Origin of the sequence: Mesorhizobium sp. WSM3860, assembly GCF_002294995.1 — a bacterium.
Taxonomy (GTDB): Bacteria; Pseudomonadota; Alphaproteobacteria; order Rhizobiales; family Rhizobiaceae; genus Mesorhizobium.
This window is the reverse complement of the sequence record NZ_NSGF01000007.1, coordinates 234,983-256,024: the sequence shown is the minus strand read 5'-3', so window position 1 is coordinate 256,024 and position 21,042 is coordinate 234,983. Positions and strand designations below refer to the sequence as shown.

The window sequence follows — 21,042 nt, the reverse complement described above, 5'->3', positions numbered from 1 at the left end:
GGTCACGCTGTTTCCCACACTGCCGCTAATCGACTTGGCCAGCGTTCGTCGAGACGCGAGGCTGACAAGATCGTGGCTCCGAGTGTCACCACCGAAGAGTATCGTGAATATGTCGCCGGGTGACGCGCTTGGCGTGTTTCTCGTCGGCGCCGGTCTCCTCGCTGCCCGGTGGCGACCACGAGACAAGAGATCGCTGTCCTCGAAGGCGCTGCGGTCCGCCCAAGACATGATACGGCGCTCCCGCCACTCAGCGGAGGAGCCCGTCGCTCTCAAAGTCTTCCCAGCCGCGCAACTCGGAGTGCGCCTCGCCCTGGCTGTCGTGGGTTGCGGCCCCGCCACGGCTCTTTTGCGAGCGCTTAAGCGCCGCCTTTGCAGCCGCTCGGCGTCGATTCTCGGCGGCTGTCGCAGCGTCTTCCTCGCGCCAGACAGCAACCAGGTCACGGTCGAGCACATCCTCGATCAGGCGCGGGTCGAAAACGTGGAAGGTGATCTTCCTCGCGCGCCCACGCAGTTTCACCGTCCTCGTCCCGGCGCTCTGCAAGCGGCCGTCCTTGAGCCAGCGGTGACGCTCGCCCGCCGAGATCGTCAGAATGTCCTCGACCTCGCGAGGGATGACGGGCAGGTCTTCGATGTCCTGCATGGCTTGGGACACGATCGCTGATGCGGCCTCAGCATCGGCATGGGAGCCCTCCGGCAGGCGCAAGGTAAGCACCCGGGACTCGGTATGGAGCAGCTTTCTCAAGCCCGTCGGAAGGCGAGCGCGCATTTCAAGAAAAAGGCCCCTCGCCCGCACCGACGATCCAAGCGTCGCCGCCGGGGATAGCGGCCACTCTGCAACCAGCCTTGCAGTCGGATCGGTTTTTCGGCGCGCGGGCATCCCCTTTAGGTAGGAGTCCTGCCCAGCGAACTCAACGCGAAGCGAGCCTGCACCGGTCTGCAGCAATCTCGCCATTGCATCGGGCAGATCGCCGGGCAGGTGCCATTCGACGCTCTGGACAGCGGCGAAATGGAGCGAATTGCCAAACAGGGAGTTAGGCTGCCTAGAGCCGGGTGATTTCAGGTCGAATCGGCCTGAAATCTGAATCCGGCTCTAAATCAAAGAGATAGAGCATGATGTCGTCCGAAAAACCGCTTCACACTTTTCGGCATCATGCTCTAGACGGGAGAGACACAATGAATCCCACAGCCGCCCCAAAGGACCAGGGTTACGCCACCCCGACCACGCCGGCGGCGGAAGGGCTCGCCCCTGCCCTGGCGCGGAACATCGAGGCACTGGTCGAGAGGCGGAAGCGCGATGCCAAGGCAGCATCATTGGAGCAGCGCGCGGCGGCGGCAATCAGCAGGTTCGCCGGCAGCATGATGTTCGTCTACATCCACTTGGTCTTCTTCGGCGCCTGGATCGTCCTAAATTCCAGGGTCGCGAACTTTGTAAAGCCTTGGGATCCTTCTCTGGTTATCCTGGCCATGTTCGCCTCGGTTGAGGCGATCTTTCTCTCAACCTTCGTACTGATCAACCAGAACCGCATGGCCGCCGAGGATGATGCGCGGGCAGACCTCGATCTGCAGGTGAGCCTGCTCAACGAGCATGAGACGACCAAGCTCATCAAACTGGTCGAGGAGATCGCGAAGCGCCTGGATGTTCCGACGGAATCGGACCAAGAATTGAAGGAGCTGAAGCGCGACGTGGCGCCTGAAGCGGTCTTAGACAAGATCGAGGAGGCAGCGGGTCAAGCGGCGGTCAGTTGACCATCGGTATGCGTGGGACGCCTGCGGAAGCTGCTGATCTTCTGCTGCGCGAGATGCCGAGCGGCTGATGGAGCTGGAGGTGGGCACGGCCATCGGAGGCGGCTATGGCGAGTGGATCGGCTTCTTGAATCGCATTCGGGATACTGTTTCGTAACCTTTTGGGAAATAACGATTATGTTCGTCCCTGATGGTCATCGTTTTACAGGAAAGCAATACGCTAGCAGTTGGCTCGCCAACCCATTTCCTTCGTGACAATTTCAAAAATTTCGAAGCAGTACGGTCCTAATGAACGTGAGAGGGATTGCGCTGGCTTTGTATTCCCGCCGGCCATGCGGAGCAGTTTCGCACCCGGGGGCAGCGTAGTCTCGATGGGCCGGGCGGTCAGGTTTGCCGCAAGAACGCGGACTGTGTCGCCAAGCCGAAAAGCGACGGCCGCTACCCCGGAGTGATCAACAGCCAGATGGTGGCGTTCCGCACCGGCTGCCGCAGCGAGTTCGGCATGAACGGCCTGCAAAGGCCGTTGCGAGCCGTCCTCATTCAAGAGCCCGAAGGGTCCAGTCGGTGCTGCCAATATCAACCGCTCGGCGGCGGTCTCAGCGGCCTGGGCCGCGACTCCGACGGCAAAAGCCGCACCGAACAATGCCCGCTGACGCGGGTCGGTGCCGGCGGCGGGCACCCGGTTAAGTCCGGGATTGGCTGCGACCGCCTCACCATAGGGATTGTGCCGCAAGCCAATTGTGCAAGGCCCAAGCCAGATCGGCTTTCCGGGACACAATTGCCGTGCTGTCTCCATGACGGCAGGATAAACGGTGAGGGTTTCCATGACCGACTGCTCATCGGCGGCATGCACGATGGCGCTGTTGCCGAAGAAGACGAAATCGGCATTGCCGGTCGGCGGGTTGCGGTTGAATTCGGTGAATAGGGAGGGCGTGCCAGCCCCTATCGGGCAAGCGGGACCGACAGCCCGCAATGCCTGCACGATCTCGTCAATCGGTCGCTCAGAGTTCGGCAAATGGTTCGAGGGGCGTGTCTTGAATTCGCGCCGTGGTGAAACCAGAATGGCACTCGGTTCGACGGCCGCCAAGCGAACCATAGCTGCAAGGGCCTGGGCCTCGGCCCCAGGGTGGATCGCAGCAAAGATTGCCTCGACCGCCAGCCGGGCGCCAAGCGCGCTCGCAAGATCGGCCGCCTTTTCCAGCACGCGTTGATCATGCCCGCGCGCGTTGTCGAAGCGCAGTAGGATCTCCGGCACCGGGCCAAGCGAAGCCGCGCCGGCGATGGCTGCCGGCAGTTCGTCGGGATCGACGAACAGCGCTATCGACGGCATCCGTCCGGAAGGTCCGCCAAGGGTCAGGGTTGATGTATTGCTGACAGCCGGTCCAGGCGCCGATGTCTCGGCGCGCACAGAAACCGTGACGCGCTGTATGTCCCCCACACCTTTGCCGATAACATAGGGTCGGGGCTTGGAGAGCGGCCGCACATAAGTCTTGAACGAGGCGTCGGTCCAGTTGCGCTGGTCCTCCATCTCGAAGGCATCGCCTTGCATGGCGACGGTGCAGACCATGCCGGGTGCCGGCTCGTGCGTCAGCGCTGAAATGTCCAAGGCAGGCTGGTCCGGGCTGATCAATTTCGGAAATGTCCTCTCCTCGATGCTTCCGTCGCTATGCCGGATGGTCAGCCTTTTGCCCGCCGCCTCTGAAGGATGAAGCACCACGAAACCGGTGCGGTTGGTGGGAAACTCGGTGAGTGCCACGCCATCCGCTTGCAAGATCAGCTCGCCCGACGCGTCGCCACGAATCTTCATCCGATAGGCGAAACGTCCCTGCGGGCCGGCGCAGAGTCCGTCATAGCGAAGCTCGAACGACGTGCCGTCCTCGGAAATGCGCATGTTGGAAAGCTCGGCCTTGTAAGTCCCCCAGGACGCATCGCGCGCGAGATAGTTGATCGCCCGAACCACCTCCACGCCGGCAAAAGAGATCGTCCGCAGATTGCCGTCCTCGAGAACGGCTGTCAGCGGCCCGGCGGCAAGAACTCTCCGTTGCGGAAGCGGCTCGTCGGTGCCGTAAAGCGCAAGGAGATCGGCACCGGCGCTCATGCCACCGCCTGCTTGGAATTCTCGTCCACCCTGTAGGTGACGACGGTCTTGCGGCTCACCATGTCACGCGTGCTGGCATCGAAGCTCAGATAGTGAGCCGAAGCGAGGTGCAGGTCGAAGGCAGCCCGATCGCGATAGATCTCGTACAGGAATATCTGGGACGGCTTTTGCGTGCCTAACGGCGTCAGCACATCGAAGCGCAGACATCCCGGCTCGAGTTCCACCGACAGGGACGCGTTCTCCGAAACGAGCCGGTAGAATTCGGGAAAGGTCCCTTCGACAAGATCGAAAACGACGGTGAGGGCAAAGGCCGCTTCGGCAGGCAAAATGCTCACGGCCGCTCTCCGCCATTGGCTAAGCCATGGTTCCAACGCTTAGGTTCGACCGCGCATCGTTCGCTGGCGGCGCGATAGGCGGCATCGACCAGCGCGTATGTCTTGAGATTGTCCTCACCGCTGGTTTCGGGCGGAACGCCGCGCTGCAGGCTGTCGAGGAAATGGCCGCATGCACCGATCACGCCTTGCTGGGCGACATGCCAGGGATAAGCGGTCCAGGACAGGAGCGGCGAGCTTGCGTCTTCGGTCCACGTCGCGCCGTCGCTGGTCACCGTCATGCCGCAACCGGCTTCGAGCGAAATGGCTCCCCTCGGACCTTCGATGACGAGCAGCGTTTCAGGGAAATGATCCGGCAATCGGCGCGACTCGTAGGTGCATTCCACGACCGACACCGCACCGCTTTGATGCCTGAGCAGCATCGTCGCCGTGTCCTCGGCGCGGATGCGCGGATTGCGCTTCTGCGTTTCGCAGGAGATGTGCTCGACCTCGCCGAGGAAGAAGCGGGAAAGGTCCAGCATGTGGATACCGACATCGGCAATCGCGAGCCGCTCCTCGTCATAGAAATAGGGCTGGGTCTTGAAGACGTCGAAGCCGGTCCTGAAGCGTATCCTTGCCCAGCTCGGTGTTCCGATGGCGCCGCTGTCGACTACCTTGCGGACGGCGCGCATCGGCGCCTGAAACCGAAAGTTCTCGTGCACGGCGAGCCACGCATTTGCCCTGTGCGCAGCTTCGACGATCGCGATGCAATCTTCCCACGTCGATGCGAACGGCTTCTGCACGATTGTGGCCAGGCCGCGCGCGAGCGCCATTTCCGCCAACGGTCTGTGCGTGTCGTGGCGCGTCACGATATCGACGACGTCGAGGCGCTCGGCCTCGAGCATCTTTGCGGCGTCCGAATAATACGGCACACGGAATGTCTCGCCGGCCGTGCGCGCCTTGGCGGCATCCACGTCGCAGACGGCGGCAAGCTGGGCGCCCTTGTCGGCGAGGTCGCTCCAGGAATGCAAATGGTTCTGCGCAAAGAAACCGCAGCCGATCACGCCGATGCGCAGGGACCGGTCCATGGCCTCTATCCGGCCACGATGGGGGTTCTAAGTACACCGATGCCGGCGGCCTCGATTTCCACGACGTCGCCAGCCTTCATGAAGATCTGCGGCTTCTGGAAGGCGCCGACGCCCGCCGGCGTTCCGGTCGAGACGAGGTCGCCTGGTTCCAGCGGCACGTAGTGCGAAAGAAAGGAGATCAGCCGCGGCAGCGGGAACAGCCAGTCCGACGTGCTGCCGTTCTGCAAAAGCTTGCCGTTCAGCCTTGTCTTGAGCGCCACGTCGTCCGGCTTGGTCAGTTCATCAGCGGTGACGATGCATGGGCCTATCGGCGCGAAACCCGCGAAATTCTTGCCGATGGTGATCTGGTTGTCCTTGAACTGGACGTCGCGGGCCGAGATGTCGTTGAGCAGCGTATAGCCGAAGATCGCCGGCATCACGTCGGCTTCGGAAGCCTTGTGCAGATGTTTGCCGATCACGGCCGTGAATTCGACCTCATAGTCCATCTGCTCCGTCCGGACCGGCTTTTCGACCCGCACATCGGGCCCGACCACCGATGACGGCAGCTTGGCGAAGAAGAACGGCTCGGTCGGCATCTTGGCATTCGGGTTTTCCTCGGCATGACCTTTGTAGTTGATGCCGGAGCAGAGCACTTTGCCGGGACGAATAGGCGCTTCGAGGATAGTATCGGCAAGCGCATAGCGCGGCGCTTTGGCAAATCCCGCGCGGACTCTCTCCAGCGCCGCCCCGCCGCCTTGCACGACCTCGAGCACCGACGCTGCCAGTCCGGCTTCGGTCAGGCACGCGACCTCTTCGCCGTCCAGAATGCCGGCGTGCTGGCGATGCCCCGCCTGCTTGTGAGAGAAAGTGACGAACTTCATGCGGCCTCCGGGATGAAGACGGCCTTGTGCAGGGCCATCGGATTGTCAGCGAGTGTTTTGAAGACGGTGGGCGCCTCAGACAGCGCGAAGCTGCTGGCGATTTTGGGATAATGGATTTTGCCCGACGCAAGCAGGTCGAGCGCCTCGGGAAAGCAATCGACGGAGGCGCGCGAACCGAGGATCGTGACCTCCTTGCGGGTGAAATCCAGCCCGGGCAGCGTGACTCCTTGTCCTTTCTTGACGAGCCCAAGGATGACGACGCGGCCGCCGGCGGCAACGAGATCGATGGTCTGCTCCATCGCCGGCGCCGCGCCCGTAGCCTCCATCACCACGGGCATGCCTTCGCCGTTCGTGATCTCCATCACCCGTTCAAGCAGCCCTTCACCGCCGGCCACGGGGATTGCGCCCAGATCGGCGGCCGTGGACAGCCGCTCCGCCGACAGATCCGTGGCATAGACCTTTGCGCCATGGGCCCGCGCGACCTCGACGATCGCCAGCCCGATCGGACCCGCGCCAAGGACGAGGACCGTGTCCTCGCTCGTGACCGTGCCGCGCCGGCAGCCCTGCACGCCGATGGCGACGGGCTCGGCGAACGCCGCCTCGAAGTCGGATAGCCCCTCCGGCACGACGTTCAGATTGCCCGCGGGCGCGGTGACGAATTCAGCGAAGCCGCCTTCGCGATGCACCCCGATGATGGTGAGGTTGGCGCAGCAATTGCGTTTGCCGATCCGGCAGGGATAGCAATGGCCGCAACCGATGAAGGGGTCGACGACGACACGCGTCCCGACCTTCGGACCGGCCGCTCCTGGCCCGTAAGCCTCGACGGTGCCGGCGATTTCGTGACAGCCGATCCGCGGATAGGTCACATAGGGGTTCCTGCCGGTAAAGATATAGAGGTCACCGGCGCAAAGGCCCGCGGCCCTGACGCGCACCAGCACTTCGCCCGGTCCAGGGACAGGCTTCGGCGCATCGGCGATGCGGATCGACTGCGGCTGGTCGAAAATGGCGGCCCGCATCATGCCGCCTTTGCGGGGCGTACGACCCTGCCATCGGCATCGAATTCGATCCAGTCGCCGGCCCGCAGCAGATAGGGATCGGCAATGGCCTCGCCGCGAGCCCTGGCCGCGCCGTGATGTTCCATGTAGTCGGCGACGTCCTTGTCGCCATCGAGCATGATGTAGTGGCATGGCAGGACGGTCTCGAGTCCGAGCCACTGGGTCGCCAGCACACCTTCATAGGGGCTCATCTCGCCCGTCAGCATTTCTCCCGGCATCGGATTGAGATGCAGGATCTCCTGCGGATTGGCGATGCCGATGCAGCCGACATTGGGCTTGTAGAGTTCGCCCTGGAGTTTCAGGTCGGAGAAAATGGCGGTATCGCCGTAGTGATAGAAGCGAAGCCCGTCGGCATAGACGATGAAGGCCATCGGCACGCCTGAAATGAAGGAATTGTCCTTCAGCCTGATCTGAGACCAATGATGACACTCCAGCGGCTGGATCTCTATGCCGGCAACCTTGACCCGAATGCCCCAGGTCGTGGCGCGGATCTGGCTGGCCGGGATGCCGCGATCCATCAGCCAGGCCTTCACCTCGCCGCCGCAGACAACCGGACAGCCGTACGTCGCGGCGATTTTGTCGGCATCGCCGAGATGATCGAACGCCGCATGGCTGACGATCACTAGGTCGACATGGTCGAAGTCGGTGGATTTGGTCGCGGCTCCGGGATTCCGGTCGAGGAACGGGTCGCAAAGGATGCGCAGCCCGTTGCTCGTCATGATCTCGTAGGCGGCCACGCCGTGGAAGCGGATGCGGGTGGTGGGTTGAAGCGTCATCTTCAGTTCGTCTTTCTCGTGTCGATTGTGAGCGGCAGGCGAGCGAGCCCGCGCCGGTCGCCGCGTGTCTTCCAGCGAAGCTCTTGCGCCGGTCCGGGTGCGAACCTCGCGCCGGTCTCGATCAGCGTTTCGAGCGTCACCGCCATTTCCATGCGCGCCACGCCTGCGCCGGCGCTCAGATGCGGGCCGGCTCCGAAGGTGAGATGCTTGTTGGGACTGCGATCGAGGCGCATCTCGTCCGGCGCATCGAACACCGACGGGTCCCGGTTCGCAGCGCCGAAACCAAGGGCCACAATATCGCCCCGCCTTACATCGCGACCGTGCAGGCACAAATCATGCGCGGCATTGCGGCCGAAAATCTCGATCGGGGAGGAATAGCGCAGGAACTCCTCCACCGCGGTCGGAACAAGCTCCGGTTCGCTTGCAAGCCGATCCAGCGCCTCCGGGTGCTCGGCCAGCCAGTGCAGCATGACCGAAAGGGCGTCCGCTGTGGTCTCGAAACCCGCGCCGAACACGACGGTCATGAACGAGCGGATCTGAACGTCGTCCAGCCGTTCGCCGTCAATCTCGGCCGCTATCAGCATGCTGATGAAATCGCCCGCCGGCTTGGCGCGCCGCGCGGCGATCAGCGTCTCGATATAGGTGTTGAGTTCGCGGCTTGCCGTGGCTCCAGCGGTCGGGTCTTTCACGTTGAACATGCTGGTAATCCAGCCGACCCACTTGTCCGAGTCTTCCATCGGCACGTCGGTGAAGGCCGCGAGCGAGGTGACCGCAACCGGCACGCAGAATTCGGCAACGGCCTCGGCTTTTCGCGCGGCGGTCATTTTTTCGAAGAGCGACCGGGCCAGCATTTTCACGCGAGGTGTGATGGCGGCAATTCGCTGCGGCGCGAAGACCGGGTTGACCAGGGCGCGATAGCGCGAATGCCGGGGCGGATCGATTTCGATCAGCAGTTGGGGTTCGGTCCGCGGCGTGATCACGGGAATGGCCGTCACGCCGGGAACGCTGGACGTGTAGTCGCGCCAATTGATTGCCGCGCTCCGTACATCGTCGTAGCGGCTCAGCAACCAAAAGCCCCCGTATTTGTTCGAGCGTGCAACCGGACATTCCTGGCGCAAATGCTCGAAAGCCGAGAATGGATCGGCAACGAAAGCCGGATCGTGGATGTCCACCTCGTCCGGGATGTTCGGTTCGTCCGTTGTCACCATTGCGGCCATGGGCGCGACTTCTGGGTTGGCTGGCTTCTATGTTGCCTCCGGCGGCCAGGGAGTGAAACGCCGAAGGCAAGAGGGCGAGAGCCCTCAGGGGGTGGTCGATTACTTGACGCCGAGCGCGGCCGTCACCTTGTCGACATTGTCCTTGGTGACGAGCAGCACGCCGGTGTCGAGCGTGTCCGGGACCGGGCGGCCACCGTCGCTGGCGCCGAGGCCGGCGGACTTCAGTCCGTTGTGGTTGTAGTCGTGCAGGATCTTGACCGCGTAGTAGATGAACAGTTCGCGGTTCTGCACCACTATGCCGTCGACCCAGCCCTCCTTTGCGGTCTTGAAGAAGTCCGGCGTCTGCTCCATCGCCGTCACCTTGATGTCGCCCGGATTCTTGCCGGCCTCGCGCAACGCGGTCACGATGCCGGCGCCCGACTCCGAATCGAAGCCCGCTATGCCGGCGATGTCAGGATGGGCAGCGAGGATCGCGGCCGTCACCTGAGCCGCCTTCTGCGCATCGCCGCCGTCGTCCTCGTTGGAGACGATGTTGTATTTGCCGCCGCCACTGGCCTCGATATAGGCTTTGAAGCCGGCGACTGCCTCACGCATGTTGCCAGCGTTGATGATCGACATCATGGCGAGCTTGCCGCCATTGGGCAGCTTCTCCATCATCTTCTTGGCCTGAGCGACACCGACCTGCGTCCAGTTCGTGCCGATATAGGCGAGACGTCCGGAGTCCGGCAGGTCGCCGTCATCGACGACGGTCGGCACGCCCTGCTCCAGGCACTTCTTGACCGATTCCGTCAGCGACGGATCCCAGCCGCCCACCACGGACACCCCGTTCGGCTTCTGGGCACAGACCTGATCGACCGCGGCGATGAAGCCCGGCAGGTCGAAATCGGTCGGCCCGGCGACAACCACCTTGACGCCGAGCTCCTCGGCGATCTTCTTCATGCCGACATAGTCGTATTGCACGAAGAGCGGCAGGTTAGCCTTGTTGGAAATCCAGTAGTAGGTTTCCTTCGCGTCGGCCGGGCCGAAAGACGACTCCTGCGCGCGCGCCGGTGCCGTCACGGCTGCCGCGAGCGCCGTTATCCCCAAGGCGACCAATGTCGATTTCAGCATAGAGCGCATTCCCGTTTCCTCCTGATTGGGTTCTGTTCCCAGTTTTTGCAGTCCACCGGCCTGGCCGGATTTCCCCTCGGTTCCCGCCGGACTAGCCGCGGCCCGCGGTCTTGAAGCGGTCGAGCGAAACGGCGAACAGCAGGACAAGCCCCACGACCAGTCCCTGCCAGAAGACGCCAACCGCGTTGATGATCATGGCGTTCTCGATCAGCGCGATGAAAAGCACGCCTAGAATGCCGCCCAGAACGGTGCCCTCGCCGCCCTTGAGGCTGGCGCCGCCAAGGACCGTTGCGGTGATGACCTTGAGCTCGATGCCGACGCCGGCATTGACAACGGCGCTGTTGAGCCGCGCCGCCCCGAGCACTCCGGCGATGCCAGCCAGCGCACCCATTATGATGAAGCCGATGAGGATCAGCCTGTCGACGCGGATGCCGGACAGTTGGGCCGCGCGCGGGTTGCCGCCGACGAAATAGAACTGGCGGAAGAAGCGGGTTCGCGCGACCAGCCAGCCGCCGACGAGCACGAGGACCAGCATCGCCCAGAACGGCGACTGGATGCGCAGGATCGGATCGGCGGTGCGGCCATATTCGGCGAAGCTGTCGGAGATCGGCGTGACGCCCGTTCCGGCCGTCACATAGGTCAGGCTGCGGTAGATGGTGAGCGTGCCGAGCGTCGCGATCAGCGCGTTGATGCCGATGCGGGTCACGATCAGCCCGTTGATCAAGCCAGCCACCGCGCCAACCAGAACGCCGACGAGAAGAGCTGCCTCGGCCGGCCAGCCCCACCAGCCGGCAACCACACCGCCCCAGACCCCCGAAAGCGCGAGCGTCGATCCGACGGACAGGTCGAATGTGCCGGCGATCATCAGCAGCATCATGCCGCAGACGAGAATGCCGACGGGTGCCAGATTGAGCAGCACGGCGCGCATGTTCGGCCCGGTCGGGAAGTTATGCGGATAGACAATGGTCATCGCCAGCGCGAGCAGCACGACGAGCACGAACAATGTCAGCTCACGCGAATTGGCCAGGCGGCGCACAATGCGCAGCGGCAGGGCCTCGCGCTGTTCGACCGGGGCCTGCGCTTCGTTCTGGGATATCTGTGCCACGCTCATGCTCCAACCGCTTCCTCGCGTACGTTCGCGACCGACGATGTGAACCGGGTCGCCAGCCGCAGCACCTGCTCTTCGGTCGCCCCCTCGCCCGGCAGTTCCCCGACCGTGCGGCCCTCGGCCATCACGACGATCCGGTCCGCAAGCGCCAGCACCTCGGGCAGCTCGGACGAGACGACGAGAAGCGCCACGCCCTTCTCCGCCAGTCCGCGCAGCAGGCGGTAAATTTCAGAACGAGCGCCGACATCGACGCCGCGCGTCGGCTCGTCGACGATGAGCAGGCGCGGCTCCATGGCCAGCCATTTCGCCAGCAGGACCTTCTGCTGGTTGCCGCCCGAAAGCTCGCCGACGATCTTGCGCACGCTGGGGGTGGCGATGCGCAGCTCTTTGACGAAACCGCCTGCGAGCCGTTCGGCCTTGGTGTTGGAGAAGTTGGCGCCGGACGAGACCTTCGAAAGGACGGTGGCGGCGATGTTGTTGACGAGGTCCATCCCGAGGAAGAGACCCGACGTCTTGCGATCCTCCGGAACCATGCCGATGCCGGCGTGCTTGGCGTCCCACGGGCCCTGAGGGTCGACCGGTGCGCCTCCGATCCGGATGTCGCCGGCTGTGCGGCGCCTGGCGCCAAAAATGGCCTCGCAGAATTCGCTCCGCCCGGAACCGATCAATCCGGCAAGACAAACAACCTCACCGGCGCGCACGGTGATCGAAGCCGACCGCACAAGCGGCGGCGCGGAGACCCCGTCGGCTTCAAAAACGACCGGTCCCGCTTGCCGCGCCGAAGCCGCGCGGGTGAGGTGAACCTCGCGCCCGACCATCAGCCGTATCAACTCGTCCGTCGTCGTCTCGGCAACCTTGCGCGTACCCGCGAGCCGCCCGTCCTTGAGCACCGTGACGGAATCGCAGAGCGCGAAGATCTCGGCCAGGCGGTGGGAGACATAGATGATCGAAACGCCGTCCCTGCCCAGCCGGCGCACGATCTCGAAGAGCTTTTCGGTTTCGGTCAGCGTCAGCGCCGCCGTCGGCTCGTCGAGGATCAGCAGCCTCAGTTCGCGCGACAATGCCTTGGCGATCTCGACGATCTGCGCCTGGGCTGGCGACAGGAATGCCACTTTCATCGCCGGATCGATGGCGACGCCGAGCTGGGTGATGAGAGCGTGCGCTCTTTCGCGCATCAGCCGGATATCGACCTGGCCCAACCATTTTGTCGGCTGACGGCCGGCAAAGATGTTTTCCGCGACCGACAGCTGCGGCACCAGCGAGCCTTCCTGATGGACGATGCCGATGCCCAGCTCGCCCGCGGCCTTCTCGTCGAGGTCGCCGAGTACGGCGTCGTCGAGCCGCACCTCGCCGCTGGTGCGGCTGTAGACGCCGGCAACGATCTTTCCCAGCGTGGACTTGCCGGCACCGTTCTCGCCAAGCAGTGCCCGGATTTCACCGGGCTCGACCGACATCGAGACGTCGTCGAGTGCCCGCACGCCGGGGAACGACTTGCAAAGCTGCGAGATCTGCAGGCGCGGCGCCATGTCGACCTCAAGCGCTGACGAGTGCGGCCGGCATGGCTATGCCTTCGCCTGAAGGTAGTGAGCTTGCTTGGCCTGGATCATCCAGACCATGGTTTCATTCACCGGCGTGGCCACGCCGGTGCGCTTGCCGGCGTCGACGATGGCGCCGTTGATGACCTCGATCTCGGTCTGGCGCCGCGCCTCGACGTCCTGGAGCATCGAGGCCTTGCCGCCCACGGCCTTCTCCAACAACCCCGTTATGGCGGCCCAGCGCTCGTCATAGTCGAGCGAAATGCGCTGCGCTTCGGCAACCGCCACGACTTCCTTCAGGATTGCCGCCATCAGCGACTTGATGCCGTCGAAGGCGACCAGTTCGTGCGACATGAAATGCAATAGGCCGGCGACCGGCAGCGTGCAGGCATTCAGCGCCAGTTTTTTCCACACCTCGTCCAGTATCCGCTCAGACTTGGTGGTTTCGATCTGCGCGGCACGGAAGGTCTCGATCACCTTGTCCAGGCGCGGTGTCGTCTTGCCGCTCAGTTCGCCGATATAGGTCATCCCGACGCCGGGATGCTTCACACTGCCGGGGCCGAGCAACGTGCCGCCATGGTAAGTCAGGCCGACCAGGACCTTTTCTTCGCCCACAATGCCGGCGATGCGCGGCGCGTTACCCCAGCCGTTCTGCAGGCTGAGCACCGCCGTGTCCCCCGAGATCATCGGGGCCGCCGCGCGGACCGCCGCATCGGTGTGATAGCATTTGACGAAATTGATGATCAGGTCGACCGGTCCGACCTTCGAGGGCTCCGTGGTTGCCGGAACGCGGATAACCGGCCGGGAGCCGTCCTTCTCCTCGATCGTGAGGCCGTTGTCGTTGATCGCCTGCACGGCCGGCTTCGAGACGTCGATCAGCGTCACGTCATTGCCTGCTCGGGCAAGATAGCCGCCGAAAATGCCACCCATGGCACCGCCGCCGCCCAGAATGGCGATCCGCATGTCTTTCGCTCCCTGACCCATCACGGGTTGTTTTCGGCAAGGCCGGGGCGCCGCTTCCAGGATCTTGTGGAAACGCGCTTTCGGCGAACGAAGCCGCTCACCGATCCGGCCATGTCTGGTTATGTGGTGGTCATCCTTGCAAGCAGTTGCATGGTTGTCAAGTATGATGGTATGAAAGGTCTATGGTCGACCCTCTCGTTATAGAACGCAAGAAGCTCTTCGAGCACGTGGCCTCGCATCTCGAGGCGCAGATCCTGTCCGGCAAGCTGAAGCCCGGAGACCAGCTGCCGCCCGAGCGCGACCTGCAGACTCGCTTCGGCGTCGGGCGGCCCGCCATCCGCGAGGCGCTGATTTCGCTGCAGAAGGCCGGGCTGGTCGAACTCACCAACGGCGCGCGGGCCAAGGTGCTGATGCCGACCGCCTCGCACATCTTCACAGGCATGGCGCCGGCCGTGCGCCAGATGCTTTCGACCGAGGAGGGACATCGTTATTTCCAGGGCGCGCGCCTGTTCTTCGAAGTCGGGCTGGCGCGCGAGGCCGCCCGGCACGCGACGGCCACGGACCTCGAGGCGCTGGCGGCTGCGCTCGAGGCCAACCGGAAAGCGATCGGCGACCGCGAGCGCTTCACCTCAACCGACATCGCCTTCCACTTCGAACTGGCCAAGATGGCGCGCAATCCAGTCTTCATCGCCCTGCACGACCAGATCTCGGAGTGGCTGAAGGAACAGCGAACGGTGACCCTTGCGGCAAAGGGGCAGGAAAAGACGGCATTCGAGGCGCACAAGGCAATCTATGAAGGCATCGCGGCGCGTGACCCCGATCGCGCCGAGCAGGCCATGCGCACGCATCTCGAGCAGCTTGCCGTCACCTTCTGGCAGCAGCGCACGCACGACTGACAACCATGCGGATCCGCGTCATCGGTGACGGCTTCACCGGCTCGGGCGACATCGGCAGTATATCGGCACGCCCCACGCTCTCGCGCAACCGGAGATCGATGCGGCAGTCACCTCGCTGAGGACCTGCTCGACCGCTGCGGCAGACGTCGTCGCGCAATCCTAGATGAAAATCTAGATCTTGATGACTGCGACGAATTCGCATTGCACCAGGGAAGCGCTGTCCGGTGTCAGCGGCCTAACGTGCCTGGCCGGACGCGACTCGGAATCTGGAAACATCCGCAGCCATTCTTCATTGACGGCGACCCTGTCGCTGCTGTCGCGGAGATAAATATCCACCTTGATGATGTCCTCCGCGCTGCCGCCGGCGGCTTCGATGACGGCACGCATGTTGGCGAACACATTGGCCGACTGAGCGGCCATTCCGGCCGGCAATTCCTGCGTGGTCGGACTGACGCCATGAATCGCCCCCGAGAACACCATGTTGCCGATCCGGCAGGCATTGGGAACTGGATGCCTGTGAGCGAGGCCTACGACGGTGACGCTCCTACGGCGGCTTGCGGCTGTGATTGCCTGCGTGCCTACGTCTGTCGGATTAGCCATTGGCGATCGAGACATCTGTTCTCCTATCATATCACGTGTGTGCTCTATCCATCGCTTGGAGTGCCGCCTTGTTTGATATCTGGAGTGGCTGCAGGACACCGTCCATGCAGGCGTTCCCTCGACGAAAGCTCCTGGCGGGAAACGGACCTACTTCTTGACTGCACCTGGCGCGTCGGCGGGGTTCGCGTAGGTGGTTCCGCTCGGCCCATATCCGGTGATCGCAACGAGGGCTGGCTCGTCCCGCGTCTCCCCAAAATGGTTGGTGTTGGCGGGTTCGGTGTAGATACCTCCCGCCGAAAGCGCGTTGAGCCTGGTCTCATCGTAGGTGTCACCAAACCCCACGTAGAAGATTCCTGACAAGACAGTCACGAAACGGGAGTCGGGATGTGACAGCGGCATGATGCGCTTGTGTGGTTCGAGGCGCAATAAAACCGTGTAAAGTCCAGGTTTCGCGGCATCGCCATAGAGCATCTTTGCGCTCTGCCCCTGGACTTGGGACACCCCGACAGTCTTCGATGCGCTCTCCGAGACAGAGAGTTGCTGGGGCGTAGCAACAATGACCTGCATTGGCCCGCCTGCGGTTTGGGCTTCGGCCATCCCCCCTTGTGTCATGAGGGTCATGGCAAGAACCAAGTACGGGAAAGTTGACGTCATCTGTCACTCCTTGGTCTGGATAGGGAGGCGGTCACGCTCCGCGAGGAGCGGTTCGTTGCGCTACCGCGATCGATGGATCTTCCTCCTTGTCGGCGTGCCCAAGGCTTGACGTAAGCTCGATGCCTTTGGTTTCCGGGAGCAGCAGCGTCGCCACGATCGCGATGCTATAGCCGAGTAGCGCGATCAACCCGATAGCCTCGGCCAAGGTGATCCACTGAGCCAGAATGCCAATACAGGAGACAGCGACGGCGCCCGTGGCCTTGCCGAAGTTGTAGGCAAAACTCTGGCCGCTGCCGCGCACCGCCGTCGGAAACAACTCCGTGAAAAAGGGGCCGAGTGCGGCGTAGTTGCCGATCGTGAAGAAACCGAACGGTATCCCCATAAGGACCAGTTTCCAGCCTGAGAGTGGCAGAAACATATAGGCAATGGTCACCAGCCACGAGCAAACCAGAAACAACTGGAATGTACGGCGCCGACCGAGCACGTCAGACAGGTATGCGCTTGCTAGGAAACCAAAGAACGAGCCGCCTGTGACCAGAAATACGTAGTAACCGGCTGCACTTGGCGAGATGTGACGGACCGTTTTCACAAACGTCGGCAGCCAGTTGACGATTGCTCCGCCGACACCAACGACGCCGAACGCCAGCAAGGATGCCAGAATTGTCACATGCAGCACACCAGGTTGGAAGATCGCTCCGAGACTAGGGGCGCGGCCAGTCGCCTTTATCGCGGCGCGAGTCCGTTGATAGACTTCCGGCTCCCCGATCGTTCGACGCAGGTACAGCACCAGAAAGCCGGGCAGCACGCCAATCATCAGCAGCGCTCGCCATCCGTATTCCTCCGGGATGTGGGCGAGGATGATGCCCGCCAATATGGCGGCCGCGCTCCAGCCGATGCCGAATCCGCTCTGGACGGTGCCAACGGCCTTACCGCGATGTTCGGCGCGGATGATCTCGCCCATGAGGACCGCACCGGCCGCCCACTCGCCGCCGAAGCCCAGCCCCTGCATGATGCGCAAGACCATCAGCTGCTGGAAGTCCTGGGCAAACCCGGCAAGGAAAGTGAAGGCGCAGAACCAAAGGATCGTGAACTGCATGATGCGGGCACGGCCGAAACGGTCGGCCAGATAACCGCAGAGCCACCCTCCGATCGCCGCGGAGAGCAGCGTCGCGGTTGCCAGATAGCCGGCCTGCGCCGTCGTCATTCCCCAGGCCGCGATCAGGATCGGCAGCACGAAGCTGAAGAGCTGCGCATCCATCGCGTCGACTGCCCAGCCGGCGAAACAGCCCCAGAAGGTGTTCCGCTCACGCGTCGTCAACTCCCTGTACCAAGTGAACATCTTTTCCTCCCGTTTTCTCGATGCGATGCGACGCCGGCTAGACAACCAGTGGCGTAAGTCCTCCGTCCATGGTCAGCGAAGCGCCCGTCACGTAGGAGGATCTTGCGCTGGCGAGGAAAAGCGCGGCATCGGCCACCTCTTCAGGATTGGCGTAGCGCCGCAGCGGAATCCGCTGCTCGTTCAGCCGCAGCAGTTCTTCCGGCGTCTTGCCAGTCACCCTGGATTCGACTTCAAGCGACAATTGCAGGCGCTCGGTCATGGTGGCGGCCGGGTTGATCACGTTCACCCTTACGCCTGCATGCCCCCACGCCGCTGCCAGCCCCGCCGAGGCGAGCATCAGCGCCGCGTTGGCGGCGCCTCCCGGCAAATGCATGGGTGACGCGATCTTGCCCCCGGTGCCGACTATGTTGACAATCGTGCCGGCGCCCCGCGCCACCATCAGCGGCAGGACGTAGTCGGTGACGTTCATGTAGGTGAAGAACTTCGCGTCCATCGCGACACGCCATTTCTCCGGCGTCAGTTCGTCGGGGGCAACTCTCCTGGCGCCGCCGGCCGAATTGACCAGCGACGCGATCGGCCCCACCTGCTCCTCGAGCGCGGCGACCATGTCCTTTGCCGCAAGTCCGTCCGACAGATCGGCGGCGAAACTCGTTGCCGACAGACCCTCCGCAGCCAGCTTTTTCTTGGCGTTCTCAAGGTTCTCCGGGCTGCGTGACACAATCACCACGCGGGCCCCTTCCCTGGCAAAGGCGCGTGCGCAGGCCAGCCCTATTCCCTTGCTGCCCCCGGTTATCAGGACAATCTTCCCGTCGAGCTCGAGGTTCATTTCAGTGATCCTGTTTCTGGGCCGCCCGCAGTGTGGACATTGATCGGGGTTCCCCCCGCGAAGGCTACGATCTGGTCGAACGCATTGCCGTACGCGAACTCGTAGTTGTCGCGCTCGACATAGCCGAGATGCGGCGTGCACAGGGCGTTCGGAAGCCTGAGCAGGGCGTCGTCCGGATTGGTGAGCGGCTCGCGTTCGAACACGTCGACAGCCGCCTTTCCGGGCCGGCCACTCTTCAGCGCCGCCACCAAAGCCCCGGGCTGGATCAACTCGGCACGGCTGGTGTTCACAAGCAAAGCGGTCGGCTTCATCATGGCCAGGTCGTCAGGACCAATTACGCCGGTGGTCTCGGCATTCAGCCGCAAATGCAAGCTGAGAACATCCGACAGCCTGAACAGTGACGGCTTGTCCTGCGCCACGTTGAAACCCTCGGCTTTAGCGCGATCCAACGAGCCCTGGCGCCCCCAGACCAGCACTTCCATGCCGAAGGCCTTGCCGATCCGCGCGACCATCGAGCCCAAACGGCCGAAACCATAAATGCCGAGGACGCGGCCGCGCAGTCCGAGGCCTATGGTGGTCTGCCAACGGCCTTGCCGCAGCGACGCGCTCTCGAAAGGAATGTTGCGCATCGCCGCAAGAATCAACCCCCAGGTGAATTCCACGGTCGAATAAGACGGACGCGAAGTCAGAGCGGACGAAACGACGACGCCATGCTTGTCGCAGGCCGCCAGATCGATGTGCGGGATGTGGCCGTTCTGGCTGATGAGCTTCAGCTCGGGAAGGCGGCTCAACAAAGCTTCATCGATCCTGGTGCGCTCGCGCATCAGCACCAGGACGTCCGCCTCCGCCAGGCGGTCTGCCAGGATGTCGACATCCTCGACGATATCGGTCCAGATCGTGACGTCGTGGCCGTCCAGCCTGGAGAAGCAGTCCAGCGTGCGGACCACGTCCTGGTAGTCGTTGATGATGGCGACGCGAAGCTTTCTCACGGGGTGACCTATCGCTTCATGCATTGCCCGGCAGATCCGCAACGGAAATACCGGCTTCGATTGCTTCGCACTTGACCTCTTCAAGCGCCGACTTTTTCAGCGCCTTTGCCAGAACTTCGGTGGCCCGGGCAATCGGGATGAAGCAGACGCCGGTTTCGTCCGCAACGACGATATCGCCCGGAGCAACGCGCACGCCGGCGACCTGGATTTCGCCGTTGATCTCCACGGTCTCGATGCGCCATTTGCCGGTGACAGGCGTTATTTCAGTGGCCCAAAGCGGATATCCGACCCGCCGCGAATGCCCGAGGTCGCGAACGCCTCCGGCCACGATTGCTCCGGCCTCGCCCTGCCGTTTTCCGGTCTGGGCCGAAATTCCGCCCATGTTGGAAACGCCGGCAACGCCCTCGATCACCACAACATCGCCCGGCAGCGCCAGGTTGTGGGCCTCGAACTCCGCCATCCGGTTGACGTGGTTTTTCGCCGTCTCGTAGACATGCTCGCGTTGCAGGATGTTGCGCACCGTAAGCGCCGGACCGACGATCGACACCGAAGGCAGGGTCGGCTTCAGAACCGATGCGCCAACCGAGCCGGTGATACCGAGCTCGTCCATGATGTCCGAGATGACGCTGGTGGCGTCGCCGATCCGCTTGAACCCGTCGATCAGTTCCTTCGGCGGGCGCGGTACCCGCATCAGTCGAATGCGGTCGGGACTGATCTTGCCGGTGAGCTTCGGCAGCACATCCGCGAGAGCCATATCATTCATGCCTTGTCCTCCGGTCAGCGGCATCAGGATCGCTTGCCGCCATCAATGCGTCCAATTTAGAATCGACCACTGTATCATTTACTGGATGAATAACGTGCGTCTTGATCTGAACCTGATTGCCGTCCTTGAGGCCATCATGCTGGAGAGGAACGTGACACGTGCGGCCTCGAGCCTGGCGATGAGCCAGCCGGCGGTCAGCAATGCGTTGCGTCGAGCCCGCCGCCTCACTAAAGATCAACTCTTCCTCAAGACCGCAACGGGGGTCCAGCCCACCGCTCGTATGGTCGCGATGTGGCCCGACCTTCATCGCTCGCTCACGGCAATTCGCGCTTCTTTCACGCCCGACGACTTCGATCCCGCGTCGGATGCGACCAGTTTTCGCATTGCCGTCACCGACAGTCTCGCGATGGAAGGCGTCAGCGAAATTACGCTGAAATTGCAGGCCGCGTCGCCGCGCGCCCGCGTTTCCTTTGCGGTGCATACCCATGAAGGCTCGCTGGAAGGAATCGATCGCGGCACCCTCGACTGCGCCGTGGGCATGTTTGCCTCGCTGCCAAGAGAAATGCATGTGCAGAGCCTGCGGACGGATCGCTATGTCTGCGTCATGCGCGGCGGGCATGAACTGGCCGATTGCCTGACGCTCGATCGATTCACCGCCGCGGCGCACGTCTTGGCGACCCCGTCCGGTCTGGAACGCGGCTTGGTGGATGGCTGGCTCAGTCTGACGGGACGGGCAAGGATGATCACCGTCGTGGTCAATCACTTTGCCGACGCACTGAAGATTGTCTCGCGTAGCGACCTCATCACCTGCGTGCCGCTCGGCTTCTTCAATGGACCGTGGCGAACCATTGCGGATGGACGTGACTTGGTGGTGTGCGAGCTGCCGTTCGAAACGGAGAAGCTGCTCTACAAGCTGATCTGGCACGAACGATTGCAGCAGCACCCCGCCCACCAATGGTTTCGGGCGCTGGTGACGCACGCCTGCGGTTCGTCCCTCGATGGCCAGTTGGTTGGAGAAGCGCCGCTCGTGGGAACGACATGATCTTATGGCGGAAGCGACATCCAGGATGTCGCTGGCGCAGATGGATCCGGCTTCGCCCCCGGCACCCGT

General features: G+C 63.1%; 21 protein-coding genes. 3 read left to right on the top strand and 18 right to left on the bottom strand.

Features of this window, described 5'->3' with window-relative positions:
• Positions 1-247: 247 nt before the first annotated feature.
• Entirely contained in the window at positions 248-877 is a 630-nt protein-coding gene (locus tag CK220_RS14620) for a hypothetical protein (protein ID WP_095812242.1), read from the bottom strand.
• 296 nt (positions 878-1,173) lie between these two features.
• On the opposite strand from CK220_RS14620, the gene CK220_RS14615 reads away from it, so the two are divergent.
• Positions 1,174-1,746, top strand: a complete 573-nt coding sequence (locus CK220_RS14615) for a DUF1003 domain-containing protein (RefSeq protein WP_095812180.1) — start codon at positions 1,174-1,176, stop codon at positions 1,744-1,746.
• Positions 1,747-1,963: 217 nt separating this feature from the next.
• On the opposite strand, the gene CK220_RS14610 is transcribed toward CK220_RS14615, so the two are convergent.
• From CK220_RS14610 to CK220_RS14560, 11 genes are all read right to left on the bottom strand, one after another.
• A complete protein-coding gene (locus CK220_RS14610) occupies positions 1,964-3,841 on the bottom strand; it encodes a hypothetical protein (protein ID WP_095812179.1) in 1,878 nt (625 codons plus the stop codon).
• Positions 3,838-4,176 (bottom strand): antibiotic biosynthesis monooxygenase, encoded by a 339-nt coding sequence (locus CK220_RS14605; protein ID WP_245429197.1) that lies wholly within the window; start codon positions 4,174-4,176, stop codon positions 3,838-3,840. Before CK220_RS14605 ends, CK220_RS14610 begins: the two co-directional genes overlap by 4 nt.
• Positions 4,173-5,240, bottom strand: a complete 1,068-nt coding sequence (locus CK220_RS14600; protein ID WP_095812178.1) for a Gfo/Idh/MocA family oxidoreductase — start codon at positions 5,238-5,240, stop codon at positions 4,173-4,175. The genes CK220_RS14605 and CK220_RS14600 overlap by 4 nt, the downstream gene beginning before the upstream one ends.
• 5 nt (positions 5,241-5,245) lie before the next feature.
• Positions 5,246-6,100: a fumarylacetoacetate hydrolase family protein gene (locus tag CK220_RS14595; RefSeq protein WP_095812177.1), complete on the bottom strand. Its 855-nt coding sequence runs from the start codon at positions 6,098-6,100 to the stop codon at positions 5,246-5,248.
• Positions 6,097-7,119, bottom strand: a complete 1,023-nt coding sequence (locus CK220_RS14590) for a zinc-binding alcohol dehydrogenase family protein (protein WP_245429195.1) — start codon at positions 7,117-7,119, stop codon at positions 6,097-6,099. Before CK220_RS14590 ends, CK220_RS14595 begins: the two co-directional genes overlap by 4 nt.
• Positions 7,116-7,931, bottom strand: coding sequence for an MBL fold metallo-hydrolase (locus CK220_RS14585; RefSeq protein ID WP_095812176.1), 816 nt, complete (start codon positions 7,929-7,931; stop codon positions 7,116-7,118). Before CK220_RS14585 ends, CK220_RS14590 begins: the two co-directional genes overlap by 4 nt.
• Before the next feature lie 2 nt (positions 7,932-7,933).
• Positions 7,934-9,148, bottom strand: coding sequence for a cytochrome P450 (locus tag CK220_RS14580; protein ID WP_095812175.1), 1,215 nt, complete (start codon positions 9,146-9,148; stop codon positions 7,934-7,936).
• Positions 9,149-9,247: 99 nt separating this feature from the next.
• The gene (locus CK220_RS14575; protein WP_095812174.1) at positions 9,248-10,267 is read right to left on the bottom strand and encodes a substrate-binding domain-containing protein; all 1,020 of its coding nucleotides are present in this window, start codon (positions 10,265-10,267) and stop codon (positions 9,248-9,250) included.
• A gap of 82 nt (positions 10,268-10,349) precedes the next feature.
• On the bottom strand, positions 10,350-11,363 hold the full coding sequence (locus tag CK220_RS14570; protein WP_245429193.1) for an ABC transporter permease: 1,014 nt from the start codon (positions 11,361-11,363) through the stop codon (positions 10,350-10,352).
• Between the two features lie 2 nt (positions 11,364-11,365).
• Positions 11,366-12,892 (bottom strand): sugar ABC transporter ATP-binding protein, encoded by a 1,527-nt coding sequence (locus CK220_RS14565; RefSeq protein WP_095812172.1) that lies wholly within the window; start codon positions 12,890-12,892, stop codon positions 11,366-11,368.
• A 36-nt stretch (positions 12,893-12,928) separates the two neighbouring features.
• Positions 12,929-13,864: a 2-dehydropantoate 2-reductase gene (locus CK220_RS14560; protein WP_095812239.1), complete on the bottom strand. Its 936-nt coding sequence runs from the start codon at positions 13,862-13,864 to the stop codon at positions 12,929-12,931.
• Between the two features lie 182 nt (positions 13,865-14,046).
• Between CK220_RS14560 and nanR the strand changes: the two genes are divergently transcribed.
• A complete protein-coding gene (gene nanR / locus CK220_RS14555) occupies positions 14,047-14,760 on the top strand; it encodes a transcriptional regulator NanR (protein WP_095812171.1) in 714 nt (237 codons plus the stop codon).
• A gap of 171 nt (positions 14,761-14,931) precedes the next feature.
• Here nanR and CK220_RS14550 read toward each other — a convergent pair whose 3' ends face one another.
• The 6 genes from CK220_RS14550 to CK220_RS14525 form a co-directional block, all read right to left on the bottom strand.
• Positions 14,932-15,360, bottom strand: coding sequence for a RidA family protein (locus CK220_RS14550; RefSeq protein WP_095812170.1), 429 nt, complete (start codon positions 15,358-15,360; stop codon positions 14,932-14,934).
• Between the two features lie 147 nt (positions 15,361-15,507).
• Complete coding sequence (locus CK220_RS14545) at positions 15,508-16,014, bottom strand: cupin domain-containing protein (protein WP_141245146.1); 507 nt, start codon at positions 16,012-16,014, stop codon at positions 15,508-15,510.
• Positions 16,015-16,045: 31 nt separating this feature from the next.
• Positions 16,046-17,353, bottom strand: a complete 1,308-nt coding sequence (locus CK220_RS14540; protein ID WP_095812168.1) for an MFS transporter — start codon at positions 17,351-17,353, stop codon at positions 16,046-16,048.
• A 37-nt stretch (positions 17,354-17,390) separates the two neighbouring features.
• Complete coding sequence (locus CK220_RS14535) at positions 17,391-18,179, bottom strand: SDR family oxidoreductase (protein WP_095812167.1); 789 nt, start codon at positions 18,177-18,179, stop codon at positions 17,391-17,393.
• Positions 18,176-19,168 (bottom strand): D-2-hydroxyacid dehydrogenase family protein, encoded by a 993-nt coding sequence (locus tag CK220_RS14530; protein ID WP_245429191.1) that lies wholly within the window; start codon positions 19,166-19,168, stop codon positions 18,176-18,178. The genes CK220_RS14535 and CK220_RS14530 overlap by 4 nt, the downstream gene beginning before the upstream one ends.
• A gap of 16 nt (positions 19,169-19,184) precedes the next feature.
• Positions 19,185-19,931: an RraA family protein gene (locus CK220_RS14525; protein ID WP_095812238.1), complete on the bottom strand. Its 747-nt coding sequence runs from the start codon at positions 19,929-19,931 to the stop codon at positions 19,185-19,187.
• A gap of 94 nt (positions 19,932-20,025) precedes the next feature.
• On the opposite strand from CK220_RS14525, the gene CK220_RS14520 reads away from it, so the two are divergent.
• On the top strand, positions 20,026-20,973 hold the full coding sequence (locus CK220_RS14520) for a LysR family transcriptional regulator (protein ID WP_245429189.1): 948 nt from the start codon (positions 20,026-20,028) through the stop codon (positions 20,971-20,973).
• Positions 20,974-21,042 lie beyond the last annotated feature (69 nt).

Excerpts from the sequence above, each read along its gene's own strand:
- CK220_RS14580 (WP_095812175.1), bottom strand. The coding sequence starts at position 9,148 with ATGGCCGCAATGGTGACAACGGACGAACCGAACATCCCGGACGAGGTG.
- CK220_RS14535 (WP_095812167.1), bottom strand. The coding sequence starts at position 18,179 with ATGAACCTCGAGCTCGACGGGAAGATTGTCCTGATAACCGGGGGCAGC.
- nanR (WP_095812171.1), top strand. The coding sequence starts at position 14,047 with ATGGTCGACCCTCTCGTTATAGAACGCAAGAAGCTCTTCGAGCACGTG.
- CK220_RS14560 (WP_095812239.1), bottom strand. The coding sequence starts at position 13,864 with ATGCGGATCGCCATTCTGGGCGGCGGCGGTGCCATGGGTGGCATTTTC.
- CK220_RS14590 (WP_245429195.1), bottom strand. The coding sequence starts at position 7,119 with ATGATGCGGGCCGCCATTTTCGACCAGCCGCAGTCGATCCGCATCGCC.
- CK220_RS14540 (WP_095812168.1), bottom strand. The coding sequence starts at position 17,353 with ATGTTCACTTGGTACAGGGAGTTGACGACGCGTGAGCGGAACACCTTC.
- CK220_RS14610 (WP_095812179.1), bottom strand. The coding sequence starts at position 3,841 with ATGAGCGCCGGTGCCGATCTCCTTGCGCTTTACGGCACCGACGAGCCG.
- CK220_RS14620 (WP_095812242.1), bottom strand. The coding sequence starts at position 877 with ATGCCCGCGCGCCGAAAAACCGATCCGACTGCAAGGCTGGTTGCAGAG.
- CK220_RS14550 (WP_095812170.1), bottom strand. The coding sequence starts at position 15,360 with ATGGCTAATCCGACAGACGTAGGCACGCAGGCAATCACAGCCGCAAGC.
- CK220_RS14565 (WP_095812172.1), bottom strand. The coding sequence starts at position 12,892 with ATGGCGCCGCGCCTGCAGATCTCGCAGCTTTGCAAGTCGTTCCCCGGC.
- CK220_RS14600 (WP_095812178.1), bottom strand. The coding sequence starts at position 5,240 with ATGGACCGGTCCCTGCGCATCGGCGTGATCGGCTGCGGTTTCTTTGCG.
- CK220_RS14545 (WP_141245146.1), bottom strand. The coding sequence starts at position 16,014 with ATGACGTCAACTTTCCCGTACTTGGTTCTTGCCATGACCCTCATGACA.
- CK220_RS14525 (WP_095812238.1), bottom strand. The coding sequence starts at position 19,931 with ATGAATGATATGGCTCTCGCGGATGTGCTGCCGAAGCTCACCGGCAAG.
- CK220_RS14575 (WP_095812174.1), bottom strand. The coding sequence starts at position 10,267 with ATGCGCTCTATGCTGAAATCGACATTGGTCGCCTTGGGGATAACGGCG.
- CK220_RS14615 (WP_095812180.1), top strand. The coding sequence starts at position 1,174 with ATGAATCCCACAGCCGCCCCAAAGGACCAGGGTTACGCCACCCCGACC.
- CK220_RS14585 (WP_095812176.1), bottom strand. The coding sequence starts at position 7,931 with ATGACGCTTCAACCCACCACCCGCATCCGCTTCCACGGCGTGGCCGCC.
- CK220_RS14595 (WP_095812177.1), bottom strand. The coding sequence starts at position 6,100 with ATGAAGTTCGTCACTTTCTCTCACAAGCAGGCGGGGCATCGCCAGCAC.